This window comes from Bradyrhizobium sp. UFLA06-06, assembly GCF_054820065.1.
Genome location: NZ_JADFUD010000008.1, coordinates 39,884 through 59,331 on the forward strand (window position 1 = coordinate 39,884; position 19,448 = coordinate 59,331).

The 19,448-nt window shown below is 65.2% G+C and carries 19 protein-coding genes and 2 tRNA genes; 15 read left to right on the forward strand and 6 right to left on the reverse strand.

Annotated elements, in window-relative coordinates:
• Positions 1-18: 18 nt before the first annotated feature.
• The gene (locus IF803_RS09115; RefSeq protein ID WP_461191923.1) at positions 19-744 is read left to right on the forward strand and encodes a tRNA-uridine aminocarboxypropyltransferase; all 726 of its coding nucleotides are present in this window, start codon (positions 19-21) and stop codon (positions 742-744) included.
• 109 nt (positions 745-853) lie between these two features.
• Positions 854-927, forward strand: a tRNA-Cys gene (locus tag IF803_RS09120).
• A 43-nt stretch (positions 928-970) separates the two neighbouring features.
• Here IF803_RS09120 and IF803_RS09125 read toward each other — a convergent pair.
• Entirely contained in the window at positions 971-1,153 is a 183-nt protein-coding gene (locus IF803_RS09125) for a hypothetical protein (RefSeq protein ID WP_016842103.1), read from the reverse strand.
• Positions 1,154-1,588: 435 nt separating this feature from the next.
• Positions 1,589-2,233 carry a TetR family transcriptional regulator gene (locus IF803_RS09130; RefSeq protein ID WP_461191924.1) on the reverse strand — a complete coding sequence of 215 codons (645 nt, stop codon included), beginning with the start codon at positions 2,231-2,233 and terminating at the stop codon, positions 1,589-1,591.
• 94 nt (positions 2,234-2,327) lie between these two features.
• Between IF803_RS09130 and IF803_RS09135 the strand changes: the two genes are divergently transcribed.
• From IF803_RS09135 to IF803_RS09165, 7 genes are all read left to right on the forward strand, one after another.
• Positions 2,328-2,813: an anthrone oxygenase family protein gene (locus IF803_RS09135; RefSeq protein ID WP_461191925.1), complete on the forward strand. Its 486-nt coding sequence runs from the start codon at positions 2,328-2,330 to the stop codon at positions 2,811-2,813.
• Between the two features lie 272 nt (positions 2,814-3,085).
• Positions 3,086-3,160: transfer RNA gene (locus tag IF803_RS09140), tRNA-Asn, on the forward strand.
• A 131-nt stretch (positions 3,161-3,291) separates the two neighbouring features.
• Positions 3,292-3,471 (forward strand): hypothetical protein, encoded by a 180-nt coding sequence (locus IF803_RS09145; RefSeq protein ID WP_016842100.1) that lies wholly within the window; start codon positions 3,292-3,294, stop codon positions 3,469-3,471.
• Between the two features lie 136 nt (positions 3,472-3,607).
• Positions 3,608-4,273 (forward strand): protein-L-isoaspartate O-methyltransferase family protein, encoded by a 666-nt coding sequence (locus IF803_RS09150; RefSeq protein ID WP_461191926.1) that lies wholly within the window; start codon positions 3,608-3,610, stop codon positions 4,271-4,273.
• Positions 4,274-4,486: 213 nt separating this feature from the next.
• Positions 4,487-5,890, forward strand: a complete 1,404-nt coding sequence (locus IF803_RS09155; RefSeq protein ID WP_411781128.1) for a TolC family outer membrane protein — start codon at positions 4,487-4,489, stop codon at positions 5,888-5,890.
• Between the two features lie 334 nt (positions 5,891-6,224).
• Complete coding sequence (locus IF803_RS09160) at positions 6,225-6,959, forward strand: PopZ family protein (RefSeq protein WP_461191927.1); 735 nt, start codon at positions 6,225-6,227, stop codon at positions 6,957-6,959.
• Positions 6,960-7,133: 174 nt separating this feature from the next.
• Positions 7,134-10,001, forward strand: coding sequence for a valine--tRNA ligase (locus tag IF803_RS09165; protein ID WP_461191928.1), 2,868 nt, complete (start codon positions 7,134-7,136; stop codon positions 9,999-10,001).
• A gap of 18 nt (positions 10,002-10,019) precedes the next feature.
• Here the strand turns inward: IF803_RS09165 and IF803_RS09170 are convergent, their stop codons facing one another.
• On the reverse strand, positions 10,020-10,625 hold the full coding sequence (locus tag IF803_RS09170; RefSeq protein WP_461191929.1) for a DNA-3-methyladenine glycosylase: 606 nt from the start codon (positions 10,623-10,625) through the stop codon (positions 10,020-10,022).
• Between the two features lie 213 nt (positions 10,626-10,838).
• Here IF803_RS09170 and lipA point away from each other — a divergent pair, with 213 nt between their 5' ends.
• The 3 genes from lipA to IF803_RS09185 all read left to right on the forward strand — a co-directional run bounded on the left by lipA (position 10,839) and on the right by IF803_RS09185 (position 12,906).
• Complete coding sequence (lipA, locus tag IF803_RS09175) at positions 10,839-11,798, forward strand: lipoyl synthase (protein WP_461191930.1); 960 nt, start codon at positions 10,839-10,841, stop codon at positions 11,796-11,798.
• Between the two features lie 101 nt (positions 11,799-11,899).
• Complete coding sequence (locus IF803_RS09180) at positions 11,900-12,439, forward strand: P-loop NTPase family protein (RefSeq protein WP_461191931.1); 540 nt, start codon at positions 11,900-11,902, stop codon at positions 12,437-12,439.
• Complete coding sequence (locus IF803_RS09185) at positions 12,439-12,906, forward strand: type II toxin-antitoxin system RatA family toxin (RefSeq protein WP_461191932.1); 468 nt, start codon at positions 12,439-12,441, stop codon at positions 12,904-12,906. Before IF803_RS09180 ends, IF803_RS09185 begins: the two co-directional genes overlap by 1 nt.
• An 86-nt stretch (positions 12,907-12,992) precedes the next feature.
• Here IF803_RS09185 and IF803_RS09190 read toward each other — a convergent pair whose 3' ends face one another.
• The 3 genes from IF803_RS09190 to IF803_RS09200 all read right to left on the reverse strand — a co-directional run bounded on the left by IF803_RS09190 (position 12,993) and on the right by IF803_RS09200 (position 15,389).
• Positions 12,993-13,388 (reverse strand): BA14K family protein, encoded by a 396-nt coding sequence (locus IF803_RS09190; RefSeq protein ID WP_028339779.1) that lies wholly within the window; start codon positions 13,386-13,388, stop codon positions 12,993-12,995.
• Positions 13,389-13,561: 173 nt separating this feature from the next.
• The gene (locus IF803_RS09195; protein WP_461191933.1) at positions 13,562-14,161 is read right to left on the reverse strand and encodes a CinA family protein; all 600 of its coding nucleotides are present in this window, start codon (positions 14,159-14,161) and stop codon (positions 13,562-13,564) included.
• A gap of 1 nt (position 14,162) precedes the next feature.
• On the reverse strand, positions 14,163-15,389 hold the full coding sequence (locus IF803_RS09200; protein ID WP_461191934.1) for a bifunctional 2-C-methyl-D-erythritol 4-phosphate cytidylyltransferase/2-C-methyl-D-erythritol 2,4-cyclodiphosphate synthase: 1,227 nt from the start codon (positions 15,387-15,389) through the stop codon (positions 14,163-14,165).
• A gap of 285 nt (positions 15,390-15,674) precedes the next feature.
• Here IF803_RS09200 and dusB point away from each other — a divergent pair, with 285 nt between their 5' ends.
• From dusB to ntrC, 3 genes are read left to right on the forward strand one after another with little or no spacing between them, the layout of a single operon-like run.
• Positions 15,675-16,676: a tRNA dihydrouridine synthase DusB gene (gene dusB, locus IF803_RS09205; protein ID WP_461192027.1), complete on the forward strand. Its 1,002-nt coding sequence runs from the start codon at positions 15,675-15,677 to the stop codon at positions 16,674-16,676.
• Positions 16,673-17,848 (forward strand): two-component system sensor histidine kinase NtrB, encoded by a 1,176-nt coding sequence (locus IF803_RS09210; RefSeq protein ID WP_026192783.1) that lies wholly within the window; start codon positions 16,673-16,675, stop codon positions 17,846-17,848. Before dusB ends, IF803_RS09210 begins: the two co-directional genes overlap by 4 nt.
• A 9-nt stretch (positions 17,849-17,857) precedes the next feature.
• Complete coding sequence (gene ntrC, locus IF803_RS09215) at positions 17,858-19,300, forward strand: nitrogen regulation protein NR(I) (protein ID WP_021079341.1); 1,443 nt, start codon at positions 17,858-17,860, stop codon at positions 19,298-19,300.
• The last annotated feature ends 148 nt before the right edge of the window (positions 19,301-19,448 follow it).

Sequence of the window (19,448 nt, forward strand, 5' to 3'; positions counted from 1 at the left end):
CAAGCGTATAGCGGAGCGATGTCCGAACCGACCGAAGCAAAAACCGACGATGTCGCCGAGATCGAGGAGTGCCCGCATTGCGGCAAGCCGCTGCCGCTGTGCATCTGCGACAGCGTCACGCCGATCGAGAGCCGCATCCAGCTCCTGATCCTGATCCATCCGCAGGAGCAGGACAGGGCGCTCGGCACCGCGCGACTGTTGGCGCGGCATTTCGAGAACGCCGTGGTGCGGATCGGATTGTCCTGGCCGAGCCTGGCCAAGGCGCTGGGCCGGCCGGTGCCCGATCCGTCGCGCTGGGCGGTGCTCTATCTCGGCTCCGCCAAGGTCGAGGATCTCGAGACCGATGCCGAGATCGTCGCGATCAACCGCAAGGGCGAGCTTGAGCCGCATCAGCGTGCCATCCTGGCCGACATCGAGGGAATCGTGCTGCTCGACGGCACCTGGAGCCAGGCCAAGGCGCTGTGGTGGCGCAACGCCTGGATGTTGAAGTGCCAGCGGGTGATTCTCGGACCGAAACGGCCCTCGCTCTACGGCAAGCTGCGGCGGGAACCGCGCCGCGACGGCCTGGCCACCATCGAGGCGGCCGCGATCCTGCTGGCGGGGCTGGAGAAGCGGCCGGACATTGCCGCAACGTTGTCAGGTAGTTTCGAGCGGATGCTGGCGAGGTTCCGGGAAGTGCAGGTCAAATTGCCGGAACTGGCGCCAAAACCGAAGAAGCGGGATTTCCGGAGGCGCCGGCGTTAGAGCCTGGCCCGAACGGTTTTCCGAAAGGATCATGCTCAAACGAGGGGCACCTTACCTTCCGGCTCGGTTGCCTATCGGAGAGAGGCCGTATATGAAGTCCGCCGCAAGGGGCCACGTGGCGGAGTGGTTACGCAACGGTCTGCAAAACCGTGTACACCAGTTCAATTCTGGTCGTGGCCTCCACTCATCTCATCAATGGCTTGCAGCCAGTCAATGAGAAACCGCATTAGCTCGCGGCGTACCAACCTTCAGGAAACGGAATCAGCGGCCACGGCGCCTGGTTGTCATTGGCCGCGCGCGGTGGCGGCTGAATGCGGGGCGAGGGCTGAGCCACAAGATCCTCCTGAGCAATGGGCGCGATCGCCGTTCGCACGGCGTCCAGCAGCAGATCAAATTCGACTTCGCTCATCGCGCTCTCCGAGGTTCGAGAGCGCCATGGTCGCAAAACTGTCTTCGGTCCGGATTGAGCGATTCGTTCGAATTTTATGAAAAGAACGATGGCGCCCGTGTTGGTTAACAAATCGTTGGTGACCTTTTGGGAACCTAGGTCGGCGTGACCGCACCTCATGTGAGACAGATCACATCTTGCGAAAAACTCTGCCCGGAATTCCCGGCAATACTCATAGCCGTCAAATATCGCAGGAATTTTAGGGTGCCGTGACAATGAGGGCGTGCGTCGCGGGATACTCGTTGATCGCATGCCACCTCAATCCCCGGCTCTTGCTGACATGGTTTCACCAGTCGGCAGCGTTGGGCGCTGCGGGCAGCTCCCGGACAGCGCAAATCGTCGACACCCGCTGCCTATCGCCTCTAGCCGGAGGAAATTCCCGACGTCTGCGCGCCGTTATGTCAGCCCGGCGAGGTCGTGCGGCAGCATGGACTTGAACTGCGTCAGCGCCTGCCGCGCTTTCCTCGGCGGCAGCGTGATCGCATGACGCACGGCAGCTGCGATCAGCGTCATGGTCAGTCCCGAGAACGTGGCGACGGTGGCAGTGGGCATGTCGGGCGCAATCCGCATGACCGCATCGGACAACAGGCCGGAGAGCACCGCCATGTCGTCCGCATCGAGCTTCTGCAGGGCGCGGTCGGCTTGTGTCGCCTGCCAGATGTCGCGCATGACCGGCTCGCGCATGAACATCTCGTAGTAGCTGTCGACGATCCGGCAAAGTGCCGGGTGCAGGTCGCGCGCAGTCGTCACCATGGCCAGATCGCGCCTGACGCAATCGCGCCCGACCGCGTTATGGCGTTCGGCCAGGGTGCCGATAATCGCGGCCTTGTCCGGGAAATATTGATAGAGCGAGCCGAATGCGACGCCGCTGCGCGCGACGATGTCGCTCATGCGGAAACCCTCGCTGCCCTTTTCCGCCATGATCTCGGTCGCGCAGGCGAGGATGCGCTCGAAGCGCTCGCGGCTGCGCTGCTGGGTCGGGGCAAGCCGCGCCAGCCCGGGTAGGGGGACTTCCGCGGGCGCGGCCTTTCGTCTCGACATCTTTTTCTTCCCTGCGATCGGGGTTGACGGCTCTAATACGAGAGTTTATCGCGTTTTACAAATACGAGTATGTCTCGCATTTGGAGGCGGAAAGATGCGCCAGATCCTGACCTCGGGCTTGCTGTGGTTTTCCGCGCTCGGCTGCGGCCTGCTCGCCGGGCTCTATTTCGCGTTCTCGGCTTTCGTCATGACCGCGCTCGGCCGCATCGATCAGGCCGCCGGCATCTCGGCGATGAACGCGATCAATGTCGATATCGTCCGCTCGCCGTTCATGCCGGTGTTCCTCGGCACCACGCTGTCCTGCGCCGTGCTGGTCGTGCTCGGCGGGCTCAGATGGCAGGAGCCGGGCGCGATTGCGATGATTTGGGGCGGCGGCCTCTACGTGGTCGGCATGTTCGTCGTGACCATCGTCTTCAATGTGCCGCTGAACGATCAGCTTGCGGCCTCTGATCCTGCCGGCACGTCGGCGGCATCGGTTTGGGCGCGCTATCTGACCGACTGGACCTTCTGGAACCACGTGCGGACCATTGCCTCGCTGGCGGCGACCGCGCTGTTCATCGTTGCCATCGCCGGGCGATAGCCGGCCGCGTTTGTGCACGAAGCCGGGCGTGCTGCCCGAGACCAGAATCATAGGCACGGCCCGATCGCCGCGCTGGCGGTGTTTCCAGGCGCCCACAAGAGCTGCGACCGGGCCGGCGGGCTGGGTATGTAGTACGCCGGGCGATGGGTAAGCCCTTGTATCGCAGAGGCTTACCGTGCGCGCTAAAGTTTCGCCGGAGGGGCCATTTGGTTCTTTGCAAGGCCGAAAGGCTTTGTTATACGCTGCCCGCGCGCGAACGGATGTTCGCCTATTCCTCGGTAGCTCAGCGGTAGAGCATTCGACTGTTAATCGAATGGTCGCTGGTTCGAATCCAGCCCGGGGAGCCAGTTCGGCTGGCCCCATCACACTCAGCAACAATCACAAGCCCGTGGTCCGCATCGGACAGGCCGAAAACGTCGTCAAATCGACTCAATAGCCGTCGACACTTGTTCTCGCCGGGTCTTGAGAGGTGATTTTGATGGCCATTAACCTGATCGACCTGTCGATGCCGCAGCCGACGCTGGTTCCGAATGATGCCCCCGACATCAGTGACGATGAGTGCGTCCGCCGGCTCGCGAGGGCCGTCGAGGAGCATGATTCCGAGCATCTCGATGAAGTGGCCCGCTTGATCGGCCGGCTCGCCGTCACGATCGAATAGCCCGCGCCGTGGAGCGCGTTTTGGGAGCGCGTTTTGCACGCCAGCGGCGTGTTGCGTTTTTGCGGAGCTTGTTCCAAAAGATGGCCCTGTTCTAGCTTCTCCAGCGGCAATGCCGCGACTTGCAGGGTCTCCGCCAATGACCGGTTTTTCGACCGCGCGCCAGTATATGGTCGATGGTCAGGTGCGTCCGAGTGACGTGACCGATGATCGTATTCTCGATGCCATGCTGACCGTGCCGCGCGAGGTCTTCGTACCGGCCGGCAAGCAGGCGCTGGCCTACCTCGACCTCGACCTCGACGTAGCCGAGGGCGGTGCGACGAGGCGCTGCCTGATCACGCCGGCGCTGCTCGCCCGGATGCTCCAGGCCACCGAGATCAAGGCCACCGACCGCGTCCTGGTGGTCGGCTGTGCGACCGGTTACGCCGCTGCCGTCGTGGCGCGCTTTGCCGCAGACGTCAGCGCGACCGAAAGCGATCCGGCGCTTGCCGCAAAGGCGGCCACAGCCTTCGCCCAGCTCGGGATCCAGAATATCACCGTCAAAACGGCTGCGGCCGCCGACGGCGATGCCGCGGGTGCCCCGTTCGACGTCATTATCCTCAATGGTGCCACGGAAATCGTCCCGACCGGGCTGTTCGGCCAGCTCAAGGAGGGGGGCCGGCTGGTCGGGGTGTTCAGTCTGTTGCCGCCGCCGCGCGCCACCCTGGTGACGCACTCGCACGGGGATTTCGGCCATCGCGAGCTGTTCGACGCCTCGGCCCCCGTTTTGCCCGGATTCGAGCGGCTTCCCGCCTTCGTCTTCTGACGCTATCGCGGCGCTCGGGCTGATAAAATCCCGTTCCGAATCAGAAGTGTGGCCCGTTTGCCCCATGTGAAGAGTTTCGACCGTGTTCCGTTGCGGGGTAGTTCCGTTGGCCCTAGCTGCGGACTAAGGTGAGGCGGGACTCACTTCGACTGAAGCGACCGCCGGACTGATTTGCGTGTGGAGACGGCGACTACAATGATTGGATTTCCGGGGATGCGTGGGGTGAAGGTTGTCACCGCGGCTGCGACTGCCGTCCTTCTGTTGGCGGAGATGGGCCCTGTGCCCGCACTCGCCGATACAATCGAGGCCGCCTTGGTGCGGTCCTACCAGAACAATCCCCAGCTGAACGCGCAACGCGCGCAGGTGCGGTCAACTGACGAGAACGTTCCGCAGGCACTGTCGGGCTACCGCCCGAAAGTCGCACTGACGGCAAGCGCGGGGTACCAATACACCGATACGCTGACGACACAGGGTGGCGACTCGAACAATCTTGTCCGCACCGGAATCCATGGCGCCAACGCGCCGCGCAGCGCAGGCCTCACGGTCAACCAGTCGCTGTTCAACGCGCAGACCGCGCCCAGGGTGCGCGCGGCGGAAAGCCAGGTCTCGGCGGCTCGCGAGGGCCTGCGTGTGCTCGAGCAAACCGTGATCCTGAGCGCGGCCACGATCTACATGGACTTTCTCCGCGACTCCGCCATCGTCGAAGTTCAACGCAGCAACACGCGCGTGCTGGAACAGACGCTGAAGCAGACCCAGGATCGCTTCAATGTCGGCGAAGTGACGCGGACCGACGTCGCGCAGTCCGAAGCGCAGCTTGCGGCTGGCAAAACCCAGCAGCTCACCGCCGAATCGAACCTGACGACGACGCGATCGAATTTCCGCCGCATCATCGGCAACGAGCCGCAGAATCTCGCGCCGGGCTCGCCGGTTGACCGCTTCCTGCCAACGACGCTTGCGTCCGCCGTCGAACTCAGCCTGACCCAGAATCCGAACGTCACCTCGGCGATGTACGGCGTCGACGTCAACTTCCTGCAGGTCAAGGTCAGCGAAGGTGCGCTGTTCCCTTCGGTCAACCTGCAAACGTCCGTGCAGCAGCAATACGAGCAGACCATGATCAGCCAGCGCGCATTCAGCGCGGGAACGGCGGTCCAGCTGTCGGTGCCGCTCTACCAGGGCGGTGCGGAATACTCGCTGATCCGCCAGTCCAAGGAATCGCTGGCGCAGCAGCGCCTTGTGCTCGAACAGACCCGCGATCAGGCGCGCGCCAACGTCGTCACCGCATGGGGCCAGCTGGTCGCCGGCAAGTCGCAGGTGGCATCGGCACAGGCGCAGGTGACCGCGTCGGAGATCGCCCTGAACGGCGTGCGCGAAGAGGCCAAGGCCGGTCAGCGTACTACGCTCGACGTGCTCAACGCACAGCAGGCGCTCGTCAACGCGCGCAACGCGCTGGTCACCGCGCAACATGACCGCGTCGTCGCGTCTTATAACGTGCTGAGCGCAGTTGGCCGCTTGTCGCCGCAGGTGATGGGCCTTTCGACCAACGTCTACGATCCGAGCGTGCATTACCAGCAGGTTCGTGACAACTGGGCCGGCGTCCGCACGCCCGACGGCCGCTAAACACCTTCGCGTCATCATCGCTTGTCGCGTCATGTTTGTGGTTCTGAGTTAATCAGGACCACAAACAGGCGCGTCTGCTTGCATTCGATAATTGGCCTGACATACCGTTTTGTCGGGCAGCAAGGCGATTCGCGGCGCGCCGGCGTAGCGTGATGACAGGTGCGACGCCACCTGTGATCACGCTGCATTGGGCGACACGAGGCTTGCACAAGGCCTCGGGCGGGCTTGATCTGGGGACAAGTCGGGCGGGAGCAATGAGAATCTCCGCCCGTATCATCGGAACCGGCGAATCCTCTCGGGCTTGATGTAGAATCGTTTCGATGTGGAGTCGGAGATGACGCAACCTGCGAAGGTCCAAGAGCCCTCGATGGAGGAGATCCTGGCGTCGATCCGTCGCATCATTGCCGACGACGAGGCGAAGCCGGCCGCGGCCGAGAAGCCTGCGGCTGCCGCTGCAGCGCCGCCGCCGAAGGTCGAGCCTGCACCAGCAGCCAAGCCAGCGATGAAGAGCCCGCCGCCCGCAGCGCCACCGGCCGCGCAGGCCGCCGCGCCCGCGCCGAAATCACCGCCGCCTGCGCCAGCACCGGCGGCCAGCAATAGTCAGGACGACATCGACTCGCTGCTCGCCAGCCTCGACGAGGCGACGCCCGCAGCCGAGATCAGGCCCTCGCCGCAGCCCGCAGCCCGGCCCGAAGCCGACGTGTTCGAACTCACCGACGAGATGGCGCTGCCGGATCCGGCGGCCGCGCCGTCGTTCCGCAAGGTCGAGCCGCAGGACGACCTCGAGTTCACGGAAGCGCGGAGCCGGGCGCCGGAACCGGCCCGGGAGCCGCCGGCGATCGAGAGCGCGCCGATGCAGCAGATCATCTCGGGAACCACGATGCGGGCCGTCGAGTCGGCCTTCAACTCGCTGGCCAACACCGTGCTGAGCAACAATGCGCGGACGCTTGAGGATCTGGTCAAGGAGATGCTGCGGCCGATGCTGAAGTCCTGGCTGGACGATAATCTGCCCGGGCTGGTCGAGCGGATCGTCAAGGCCGAGATCGAGCGGGTATCTCGCGGGCGTTAGCTCCGCCGCGGGCGCTAGCTCCGCCGCGGGCGCGAGGCTGGCTCCCGCCGTTGAGCCTGGCAGCCCTCATTCAGCTCCCCAAATGCCCTAAACGCCGTTTTGACGTGCCGGTCCGGTTGACTTGGTGCGCTCCGGCGGCTTTCTAGCCCTTTCCATGGTCCACAGCGCATTGTCATGATCGAGAAAAACTACCAGCCCGCCGATATCGAGCACCGCATGGCCCGGATCTGGGAGGAGAGCGGTGCGTTCAAGGCCGGCCGGCCTGAACGCAAGGACGCCGCGCCTTTCACCATCGTGATCCCGCCGCCGAACGTGACCGGCTCGCTGCATATGGGCCACGCGCTCAACAACACGCTGCAGGACATCCTGTGCCGTTTCGAGCGGATGCGCGGCCGCGACGTGCTGTGGCAGCCCGGCACCGATCACGCCGGCATCGCCACCCAGATGGTGGTCGAGCGTCAGCTGATGGAACGGCAGGAGCCGGGCCGGCGCGACATGGGCCGCGCCAAATTCCTCGAGCGGGTCTGGCAGTGGAAGGCCGAGAGCGGCGGCACCATCGTCAACCAGCTCAAGCGTCTCGGCGCCTCCTGCGACTGGTCGCGCGAGCGCTTCACCATGGACGAGGGCCTGTCGCGCGCCGTCGTCAAGGTGTTCGTCGAGCTGCATCGCGATGGCCTGATCTACAAGGACAAGCGCCTGGTCAATTGGGACCCGAAGCTGCTTACCGCGATCTCCGATCTCGAAGTGCAGCAGGTCGAGGTCAGGGGCCATCTCTGGTACCTGCGCTACCCGATCGAGGGCCGCAGCTTCAGCCCCGACGATCCGAAATCGTTCATCGTGGTCGCGACGACGCGCCCCGAGACGATGCTCGGCGACACCGCGGTCGCGGTGCATCCGGACGACGAGCGTTACACCGATCTGGTCGGCCACCACGTCATCCTGCCGCTGGTCGGCCGCAGGATTCCGATCGTCGCCGACGATTATTCCGATCCGGAGAAGGGCTCGGGCGCGGTCAAGGTGACGCCGGCGCACGACTTCAACGACTTCGAGATCGGCAAGCGTCACGGCCTGCCGCAGATCAGCGTGCTCGACCAGGAAGGCAGCCTCAGCCTCTCCGGCAACGAGGACTATCTGCGCGGCCTGCCGATGGGCGCCGACGAATTCGCCGCGGAGTTTCACGGCATCGAGCGCTTCGCCGCGCGCAAGAAGATCGTGGCACGGCTGGAGGAGTTCGGCTTCCTCGAGCGGATCGAGCCCAACACCCACATGGTGCCGCATGGCGACCGCTCCGGCGTCGTGATCGAGCCGTATCTCACCGACCAGTGGTATGTCGACGCCAAGACGCTGGCGCAGCCGGCGATTGCGGCGGTGCGCTCGGGCGAAACCACCTTCGTGCCGAAGAACTGGGAAAAGACCTATTTCGAGTGGATGGAGAACATCCAGCCCTGGTGCATCTCGCGCCAGCTCTGGTGGGGCCATCAGATCCCGGCGTGGTACGGACCCGACGGCAAGGTGTTCGTCGCCGAGACCGAGGAAGAGGCGGTCGGCCACGCGCTCGGCTATTACGTCGAGCAGGAAGTCATCACGCCGGAGCAAGGCCACGACATGGCGGTCGACCCCGCCAAGCGCGAGGGCTTCATCACGCGTGACGAGGACGTGCTCGACACCTGGTTCTCGTCGGCGCTGTGGCCGTTCTCGACGCTGGGCTGGCCGGACGAAACCCCGGAGGTCGCGCGCTACTACCCGACCAACACGCTCGTCACCGGCTTCGACATCATCTTCTTCTGGGTCGCCCGCATGATGATGATGGGCCTCCACTTCATGAAGGAGGCGCCGTTCTCGACCGTCTACATCCACCGCCTCGTCCGCGACGAGAAGGGTGCCAAGATGTCGAAGTCGAAGGGCAACGTCATCGACCCGCTCGGCGTGATCGACGAATACGGCGCCGACGCGCTGCGCTTCGCGCTGACGCGCGAGGCGGCGCAAGGCCATGACATCCGCCTGTCGCCGCATCTGGTCGAGACCAACCGCAATTTCGCGACCAAGTTCTGGAACGCCTGCCGCTTTGCCGAGATGAACGAGTGCGTCAAGCCGGACGGTTTCGATCCGAAGGGCGTGAAGGAGACGTTGAACCGCTGGATCGCGCACGAAGCCTCGCGCGTCACCCGCGAGGTCACCGAGACGATCGAGGATCATCGCTTCAACGATGCCGCGGCCGCGATCTACCGCTTCGTCTGGAACGTGTTCTGCGACTGGTATCTTGAGCTCGCGAAACCCGTGCTGATGGGCGAGGAGGGCGCGGCCAAGGCCGAGACCCGCGCCATGATCGCCTGGACCCGCGACGAGATCCTCAAGCTGCTGCATCCGTTCATGCCCTTCATCACCGAGGAGCTGTGGGCGGTGACCGCGAAGCGCGACGGCCTGTTGGTGCTGGCGTCCTGGCCGCGCAAGTCGGGCGTGGCCGGCGAGCAGCTGGCCGCGATCGCAACCGCCGGTCCGGTGGTCGATCCGATCATTCCGCCGGTCATTGCCGCGCTCGACGCCGACGAGTTCAGCGATCCCGCGGCCGAGGCCGAGATCGGCTGGGTGGTCGATCTCGTCACCGCGATGCGGTCGGTGAAGGCGGAAATGAACATCCCGCCGTCGACGTTGACGCCGCTGGTGATCGCGGGCGCCTCCGCCGAGACGCGGGACCGCGCGCAGCGCTGGAACGACACCATCAAGCGGCTCGCGCGATTGTCGGATATCTCGTTCGCCGATCACCCGCCGGAAGGCGCGATGCAGCTCCTTGTCCGCGGCGAGGCGGTCGCGCTGCCGCTGAAGGGCGTGATCGATCTCGCGGCTGAACGCACGCGGCTGGAGAAGGAGCTCGGCAAGGCCGACGCCGACATCAAGCGGGTCGATGCCAAGCTCGCCAATGAGAAGTTCGTCGCCAACGCGCCGGAAGAGCTCGTCGAGGAAGAGAAGGAAAAGCGCGCGGCAGCAACGGAGCGCCGCGCCAAGATCCTCGAGGCGATCGAGCGGTTGAAGAAGGCGTCATAGCTGATAACGCCGTGGCGCTCAAAACCGCTTGCTGAGGAATTTCGATCCCTTCAGCCCGTAGCGCCAGGGCAGGTCGACGGCCTTGGTGATGCCGATCCGCACCCCGGTGATGATGTCGGGTGCTTCGGTCCGCGCATGGAGCGCGATCGGGGCGCGGTCGAGCGGCAATTCGCTGTGCGCGATGGTGATGCCGAGCGCCTCGCAGAGCTTGCCGGGCCCCGAGCACAGCGCGCGCGCGTCCTCCAGCCCGCGCCGCCGGCGCATCGCCGCGACCCCGTGGGTCGGCTCGAGCGCGCGGATCAGCACGGCGCTGGCCGAGCCCGCCTCCTCGCAGACGAAGTTGACGCACCAATGGATGCCGTAGGAGCGGTAGACGTAGGAGAAGCCCGGCGGGCCGAACATCACCTGGTTGCGCGGGGTCGGCCCGCGGTAGGAATGCGCCGCCGGGTCGGTGTGATGATAGGCCTCGACCTCGGTGATGATGCCGCCGGCGCCGCCGACCAGGAAGGTGGCGCCGATCAGATCGGGGGCGACCTCGTGGACGCTGCGATCGAAGAAGGAGCGTTTCAGCGCCTTGCCGAGGCGCGGCGCGGTCGCGCTGGTGGATCGGGGTTTTTGAGGCATTTTGAGGTGGGAATCGGCATGGAACGGACCGCAAGACTGCCAATATATGGGCTGGTCTGCTAGGGTCGCGGGGCGGGTTGCGAGCCGCGTCAACACCGATTAGCTAAACCCTTGGTTCAGAGCATGATCTCCAGCGCAAACCCGTTCCGGGTTTGTCGCGGGAAAACCGGCCTCCACTTTTCCGGATCATGCTCCCGCGACTTGCAGGCATCCATGGTCACCATCGTCGACACCATCTCCACCACTCAGCTCCGCCCGCGTCACCCCGAAAAGGTGAACCGGCCCGATGCCGTGTCGCCGCCGAAGCCGGACTGGATCCGCGTCCGCGCGCCGAACACGCGCGGCTATGCGGATACGCGCCGGATCGTGAAGGAGAACGGCCTCGTCACGGTGTGCGAGGAGGCGGGCTGCCCCAATATCGGTGAGTGCTGGGACAAGAAGCACGCCACCTTCATGATCATGGGCGACACCTGCACGCGCGCCTGCGCGTTCTGCAACGTCAAGACCGGCATGCCCGGCGCGCTCGAAGCGAGCGAGCCGGAATACGTCGCGGAGGCAACCGCCAAGCTCGGGCTCAGTCATGTCGTGGTCACCTCGGTCGACCGCGACGATCTCGCCGACGGCGGCGCCGAGCATTTTGCAGAGACGATCCGCGCCATCCGCGCGCGCTGCCCGACCACCACGATCGAGATCCTGACACCGGACTTCCTGCGCAAGGACGGCGCGCTGGAGCGCGTGGTCGCGGCCAAGCCCGACGTCTTCAACCACAATCTGGAAACCGTGCCGTCGCGCTATCTGACGGTCCGTCCCGGCGCCCGCTATTTCCATTCGATCCGCCTGCTGCAGCGGGTCAAGGAAATGGACCCGACCATCTTTACCAAGTCCGGCATCATGCTCGGCCTCGGCGAGGAGCGGCACGAAGTGCTGCAGGTGATGGACGACCTGCGCTCGGCCGAAGTCGATTTCCTGACCATCGGCCAGTATTTGCAGCCGACCCGCAAGCATCACGCCGTGATGCGCTACGTAACGCCGGACGAGTTCGCAGGCTACGAGCGCGTCGCCTATACCAAGGGCTTTTTGATGGTGTCGGCTAGCCCGTTGACGCGCTCGTCGCATCACGCCGGCGAAGATTTCGCCAAACTGCAGGCGGCGCGCACGGCCCGCGGCCGCTAGATTTTTGTAAACGGCGGTAAGCCGGCGCCGCCGCGCGCCGTTGCTTGATCGGGCCTTGACCGAACCTTGATCGAACGTTGATCGAATCTTGGACTGGACCAATGCAGCGCGTTCTGGTGATGGGATCGTCGGGATCCGGCAAGTCGACCTTTGCGCGGCGGCTGTCCGCGATGACAGGGATTCCGACCGTGTCGATCGACGCGCTGTTCTGGAAACCGGGCTGGGTCGAGTCGGGCAGGGACGAATTCGAGCGCCGCATGACCGAAGCCGCCCGAGAGCCGCGCTGGATCATGGATGGGAACTACATGAGGCATGGTGCAGGCGAATTGCGCCGGGAGCTCTCCGATACGATCATCTGGTTCGACCTGCCGCGGTCGACCTGCATGCTCGGTATCTTCAGGCGGGTTGCCGGGAGCTATGGCCAGGTCCGCCCCGAGATGGCGGAAGGCTGTCCCGAGAAGATCGATCTCGAATTCTTCCGCTACGTCTGGACCTATCGCCAGCAGCAGCGGCCGAAGCTGATCGAGTATTTTGCCGGCTTGCGGCCCGATCAATCGCTGGTCTGCTTCACCGATCGGGCGCAGGCGGATGATTATCTGAAGCGCCTCGCACTCGGGCAAAACCGTGCGAGTATCCACTGATGCCACGATTCTCAAGCAAGCGGCGGGTCCGCCACACCGCACCTCAAATGTTCGATCTGGTCGCCGACGTCGAGCGCTATCCCGAATTCGTGCCGCTGTGCCAGTCGCTCAAGATCCGCCAGCGCACGCCCAAGGACGACGGTACCGAGGTCGTGGTGGCGGACATGACGGTGTCCTTCAAGCTGGTGCGGGAAACCTTCACCAGCAGGGTGACGCTCGACCGCCCCAATCTGAATATCCTGGTCGAATATCTGCGCGGCCCGTTCAGCAATCTGGAGAATCGCTGGAGTTTTGAGCCGAAGTCGGAAGCCGAATGCGATGTCGGCTTCTTCCTGAACTACGAATTCAAGAGTCGGATGCTGGCGATGCTGATGGGCTCGATGTTCGACGCCGCGTTTTCACGCTTTGCCGCGGCGTTCGAGAAGCGCGCGGATCAGGTCTACGGCAAGCCGCAGCTGTCGACGTAGCGAAGCCGTCTCGTTTGCTTCCCTGGAACGCAAATGCCCGGCACGAGGCCGGGCACGACGGATGATGCGGGAGACCGTTCGCCGACTTACGGGCAGGATCGCCGCACGCCGCCGGATGCGATGTAGGTGCCCGAAGCCGGGTCGTAGGTACGGAAGCGCTGGGAGCAATAGGCGTCGTTATTGGCCTTCGCCTGGCTTGCCGCAATGGCACCGCCGATGATCGCGCCGGCCGCAAGCCCGCCGATGATCGCCGCGCCGTTACTACCGCGATCGCGATAGTAACCACCGCGGTAGCCGTATCCGCCGCGATAGCCGTAACGCGGACCACCGTGCCAGTGACGATACTGCACATGCTCGACGGAGCTAGGCTGGTCCTGCAATCGTGCGGGAGCGAGTGGTGCGGCGGACGACGGCGCAACAGTCGACAGCGTCATGGCGCCAGCGCTGATGGCGGCCACGAGCAAAGTTCCCAACTTCATCATTTTCTCCTTGTTGTGGGATTTTGCTGTTGAACGAACAATCGAAACAGCAGAGTTGGAACAACATAAAGCGGCGAAGCCGCGTCAGAGTTCCATTTTAGGTAGGCGTCACTGGGCCGCAGTTGACACAAGTCAGTGTAGGGCGGGCCGTGGCGCGACCCGGCTTTGAGTCGGGCCTATCCGCGCGGCGGCCGGCGGCGCTTCGCAGTGTGGCTCCGCGGCGAGCGGGCCACCCTTGGCCGCAACCGGCTGGCGGCCTCGCGACGCGGCTTGGCGGCCTGCGGCGGGCGCGCAAGCTCCATCAGCATGCGCAAGGCTTCGACCACGGAGCGCTGCCGCACCGTGCTGCGGCCGATTGCGCCAAATCGCTGCTCACGATGAATGATGCGGCCGTCGCGCGCGGCGACCGCGAAATGCACCAGGCCGACCGGCTTGCCCGGCGTCGCACCGCCAGGGCCCGCGATGCCGGTGATCGAGACCGCAAGGTCGACGCCGGCCTTTTCCAGCGCGCCGATCGCCATCGCGGTCGCGGTTTCCTTGCTCACCGCGCCGAACGTTTCCAGCGTGGCCGCCTTGACGCCGAGCATGCCCCGCTTGGCCTCGTTCGAATAGGTCACGAAGCCGCGGTCGATGACGTCGGACGAGCCGGGGATGTCGGTGAGCGCGCCCGCGACCAGGCCGCCGGTGCAGGATTCGGCGGTCGCGATGGTCAGCTTGCGCATCCGGCACAGGTCGAGCAGCGAGCGGGAGAGGGCACGAGCGTCGCTGCCGCCCATGTCAGGCACTCCTGCCTTTATCATCCCTGCCTTTATCGTCCCAACCTCTATCGTCCCAAGGGAGACGCACCGTGGCGCTCGCGGTTGCCGCGATGCCTTCCTCGCGGCCGGTGAAGCCGAGCCGCTCGCTGGTGGTGGCCTTGACCGCCACGCGCGAGATATGGACGCCGGAGATCTCCGCGATCTTCGCCCGCATGGTCTCGCGCAACGGTCCGATCTTCGGCCGCTCGCAGATCAGCGTCACTTCGAGATTGGCGATCCGTCCGCCACGCGCGGTGACGCGCTCGACCGCGTATTTCAGAAACTGGTCGGAGGAGGCGCCTTTCCACTTGGCGTCGCTCGGCGGGAAATGCGAGCCGATATCGCCGTCGGCCATTGCGCCGAGGATCGCGTCGACCAGCGCATGCAGCCCGACATCGCCGTCGGAATGGGCCAGAAATCCTTTCGTGTGCGGCACGCGCACGCCGCAGATCATCACATGGTCACCGTCGCCAAAGGCGTGCACGTCGTAGCCGGTGCCGGTTCTGATGTCGCCGAGTTGGCTTGCGAGCCGCGCTTCCTCGCGCACGAAGTCCTCGGGTGTGGTGAGTTTCATGTTGGCAGCATCACCTTCAAACGTCGCAACCGTCAATCCCGCCCACTCGGCAAGCGCCGCATCGTCGGTGAAATCGGAGCGGCCCTCGCGCGCTGCGCGACGATGCGCCTCCAATATTACGTCGAAACGAAAAGCCTGCGGTGTCTGCGCGATCCGCAGGCGCGCGCGCTCCGGCGTCGCCTCGACGTCGCCGGCATCGCCGGTGAGCTTGATCGTGTCGGTGACGGGAATCACGGGGATCGCAGCTCCGGTCCGGCCGGCCGCGGCGATCGCGCGCGAGATCACGGCTGCGGTGACGAAGGGGCGCGCGGCATCGTGGATCAGCACGATGTCCGGCTTCTCGCTTGCGAGCGCCTCGAGCCCGGCATGGACCGAGGCCTGCCGGGTCGCGCCGCCCGGCGTCGGCGGCCGATGGCGGAGGCCTGCAACCGCTTCATCGAAAAGCGCGGTGTCGTCAGGATTGACCACAGGCTGCACCGCAAACACGTCCGGGTGTCCGGAGAACGCCTCCATGGCGCGGTAGATCACCGTCTGCCCGCCGATCGTCCGGTATTGCTTCGGCCCGCCTGCGCCGGCGCGCAGTCCACGGCCGGCTGCGACAAGAATGGCTGCGGTACGCTCAGACTTCGGCATTTTGAACCAGTGACAGACGAATCGGGGATGAGGGGGACGGCTGATATCGCCGCGCACAGCCCTTAGCATGACCGCTGCGCAAAAACAGAGCGTTTGCCGATGACTGTGGGAAAAGCAGATCTTGTTGCAGTGCACTTGCACTGATGGTAGGAATGTCTAAACCGTAGGCATGAACCTTGACTGCACAAGAATTGTGCGCAGAATAGACGACGTCAGCTGCAATGGCGTGGCTGACAGAACGACGAGACGGCTGTGACCGGCGTGCAAAGTACTCCTCGTAACCCATTGAAGATCGGCGATATTGCTGTCGCCAACCGGGTTCTCCTCGCGCCCATGTCCGGCATTACCGATGCGCCCTTCCGGCGACTCGCTGCCACTTTGGGCGCCGGCTTGGTGGTCTCCGAGATGACCGCCAGCAACGATCTGGTGAATGGCAAGCCGATGTCGAAGCTGCGTTGCGAGGCAGCCGGGGTCGGGCCGCATGTGGTCCAGCTGGCGGGCTGCGAGACCCACTGGATGGCGGAGGGCGCGCGGATCGCCGAAGGCGCCGGCGCCGATGTCATTGACATCAACATGGGCTGTCCGGCCCGCCACGTGACCGGCGGCCAGTCCGGCTCCGCCCTGATGCGCGACCTCGACCATGCGATCACGCTGATCGAGGCGACGCTGTCGGCGGTCAAGGTGCCGGTCACGCTGAAGATGCGGCTGGGCTGGGATGACCGCTCGCTCAATGCGCCGGAACTGGCGCGCCGCGCCGAGGCTGCCGGCGTGCAGATGATCACCGTGCATGGCCGGACCCGCTGCCAGTTCTACAAGGGCGAGGCGAACTGGAACGCCGTGCGCGCCGTCAAGGACGCCGTCACCGTTCCGGTCGTGGTCAATGGCGACATCACCTCGTTCGACAAGGCTGTCAGCGCGCTCGAGATGTCGGGTGCCGACGCCGTGATGATCGGCCGCGGTGCGCAGGGGCAGCCCTGGCTGCCGGGACAGATCGGCCGCCGCCTGGAAACCGGGATCGCCGAAGCGGCGCCGTCGCTCGCCGAGCAGCTCAAGCACATTCGCGCGCTCTATGACGAGGTTTGCAGCCACTATGGCTTGCGCATCGGGCTCAAGCACGCACGCAAGCACCTCGGCTGGGCGCTGGAGGCTGCTGCGGCCTATAGCTGCGCACCAGCCGCGACATTGAAGACCTGGCGGCAGGCGATCCTGACCGCGGAAGAGCCGTCCAGCGTGCATCGCTCGCTCGCGGACGCCTACGACGATTTTGCCTGGAGTGCTGCCGCATGACGTCAGCCATGGAATTCCGCCGGCCGGTGCCGACTGACGGGGAGGCCATCCTCAATGCGCTGCCCAATCCGGTGCTGCTGGTCGCGCCCGACGGGCGGATCGTCGACGCCAATATCGCAGCCGAATCCTTCTTCGAGATCTCGACCCAGTTTCTGCGCCGGCAGTCGCTGAAGGAGCTGGTGCCGTTCGGCAGCCCGCTGCTGGCGCTGATCGAGCAGGTGCGGACGAGCGGCTCGCCGGTCAACGAATACAAGGTCGATCTCGGCACGCCGCGGATCGGCGGCGATCGCCAGGTCGATCTGCACGTCGCGCCGCTGACCGAGCGGCCCGGGCATATCGTGGTGATGCTGCAGGAGCGCACCATCGCCGACAAGATGGATCGGCAGCTCACCCATCGCAGCGCGGCGCGCTCGGTGATCGCGCTGGCGGCGATGCTCGCCCACGAGATCAAGAATCCGCTGTCGGGCATCCGCGGCGCGGCGCAGCTTTTGGAGCAGCAGGCCTCCTCCGAGGACCGGCTCTTGACGCGGCTGATCTGCGACGAGGCGGACCGCATCGTGACGCTGGTCGACCGCATGGAGGTGTTCGGTGACGACCGCCCGGTGGCGCGCGGCCCGGTCAACATCCATTCCGTGCTCGATCATGTGAAGCGCCTGGCGCAGTCCGGCTTTGCCCGCAATGTGCGCTTCATCGAGGATTACGATCCGTCGTTGCCGCCGGTGCTGGCCAACCAGGACCAGCTGATCCAGGTGTTCCTCAACCTCGTGAAGAATGCCGCCGAAGCGGTCGCCGATCTCGGCACCGATGCGGAGATCCAGCTCACCACGGCGTTCCGGCCCGGGGTGCGGCTGTCGGTGCCCGGCAAGAAATCGCGGGTCTCGCTGCCGCTGGAATTTTGCGTCAAGGACAACGGCTCCGGCGTGCCGGAAGACCTGCTGCCGAACCTGTTCGATCCCTTCGTCACCACCAAGCAGACCGGCAGCGGGCTCGGCCTCGCGCTGGTCGCCAAGATCGTCGGCGATCACGGCGGCATCATCGAATGCGAGTCGCAGCCGCGCAAAACCACCTTTCGCGTGCTGATGCCGATGTACAGCGCCGCCAAACAACTCGACCAAAGCAACCGCGATGACGTTCCGGGTACGTCCTCGCCTGCCTCTCAGGATGCACGATGAGGAACACCAATGCCTGCAGGTAGCATACTTGTCGCTGACGACGACACCGCCATCCGGACCGTCCTGAACCAGGCGCTTTCGCGCGCCGGCTATGAGGTGCGCCTGACCGGCAACGCCGCAACGTTATGGCGTTGGGTCAGCCAGGGCGAGGGCGATCTCGTCATCACCGACGTGGTGATGCCGGATGAGAACGCGTTCGATCTCTTGCCGCGGATCAAGAAGATGCGGCCGAATCTGCCGGTCATCGTGATGAGCGCGCAGAACACCTTCATGACCGCGATCCGCGCCTCCGAGCGCGGCGCCTACGAATACCTGCCGAAGCCGTTCGACCTGAAGGAGCTGATCACCATCGTCGGCCGCGCGCTGGCCGAGCCGAAGGAGCGGGTCTCCAGTCCCGCCGACGACGGCGAGTTCGACTCGATCCCGCTGGTCGGCCGCTCGCCGGCGATGCAGGAAATCTACCGCGTGCTGGCGCGGCTGATGCAGACCGACCTCACCGTGATGATCTCGGGCGAGTCAGGCACCGGCAAGGAGCTGGTCGCCCGCGCGCTGCACGACTATGGGCGGCGCCGCAACGGCCCGTTCGTTGCGGTCAACATGGCGGCGATCCCGCGCGACCTGATCGAATCGGAGCTGTTCGGCCATGAGCGCGGCGCATTCACCGGCGCCAACACCCGCGCCTCCGGCCGCTTCGAGCAGGCCGAGGGCGGCACGCTGTTCCTCGACGAGATCGGCGACATGCCGATGGAGGCGCAGACCCGGCTGCTCCGCGTGCTGCAGCAGGGCGAATACACCACGGTCGGCGGCCGCACCCCGATCAAGACCGACGTGCGCATCGTCGCCGCCTCCAACAAGGACCTGCGCATCCTGATCCAGCAGGGCCTGTTCCGCGAAGACCTGTTCTTCCGTCTCAACGTGGTGCCGCTGCGGCTGCCGCCGCTGCGCGAGCGCATCGAGGATCTGCCCGATCTGATCCGGCACTTCTTCTCGCTCGCCGAGAAGGACGGCCTGCCGCCGAAGAAGCTCGACGCCCAGGCGCTGGAGCGGCTCAAGCAGCATCGCTGGCCGGGTAACGTCCGCGAGCTGGAAAACCTCGCCCGGCGGCTCGCCGCGCTCTATCCGCAGGACGTCATCACCGCTTCCGTCATCGACGGCGAGCTGGCGCCGCCCGCGGTCACCTCGGGCAGCACGGCGACCGTCGGCGTCGACAATCTCGGCGGCGCGGTCGAGGCCTATCTGTCCTCGCACTTCTCCGGCTTCCCGAACGGCGTGCCGCCGCCGGGCCTCTACCACCGCATCCTCAAGGAGATCGAGATCCCGCTTCTGACCGCCGCGCTGGCGGCGACCCGCGGCAACCAGATCCGGGCCGCCGACCTGCTCGGATTGAACCGCAATACGCTGCGCAAGAAGATCCGCGACCTCGACATCCAGGTCTACCGGAGCGGCGGGTAGAGGTTGACGGGGCCGGCACGGGCCCCACCGCCGTTATTGAGTAGTCACAAATGGTTTTGGGGACACGGCGCCGCACCTTGGTTTGCGCCGCGGAAATGTCGCAATTCGGCAACATTGTGATATGATTGCATCAGTTCGCAATTCCCGC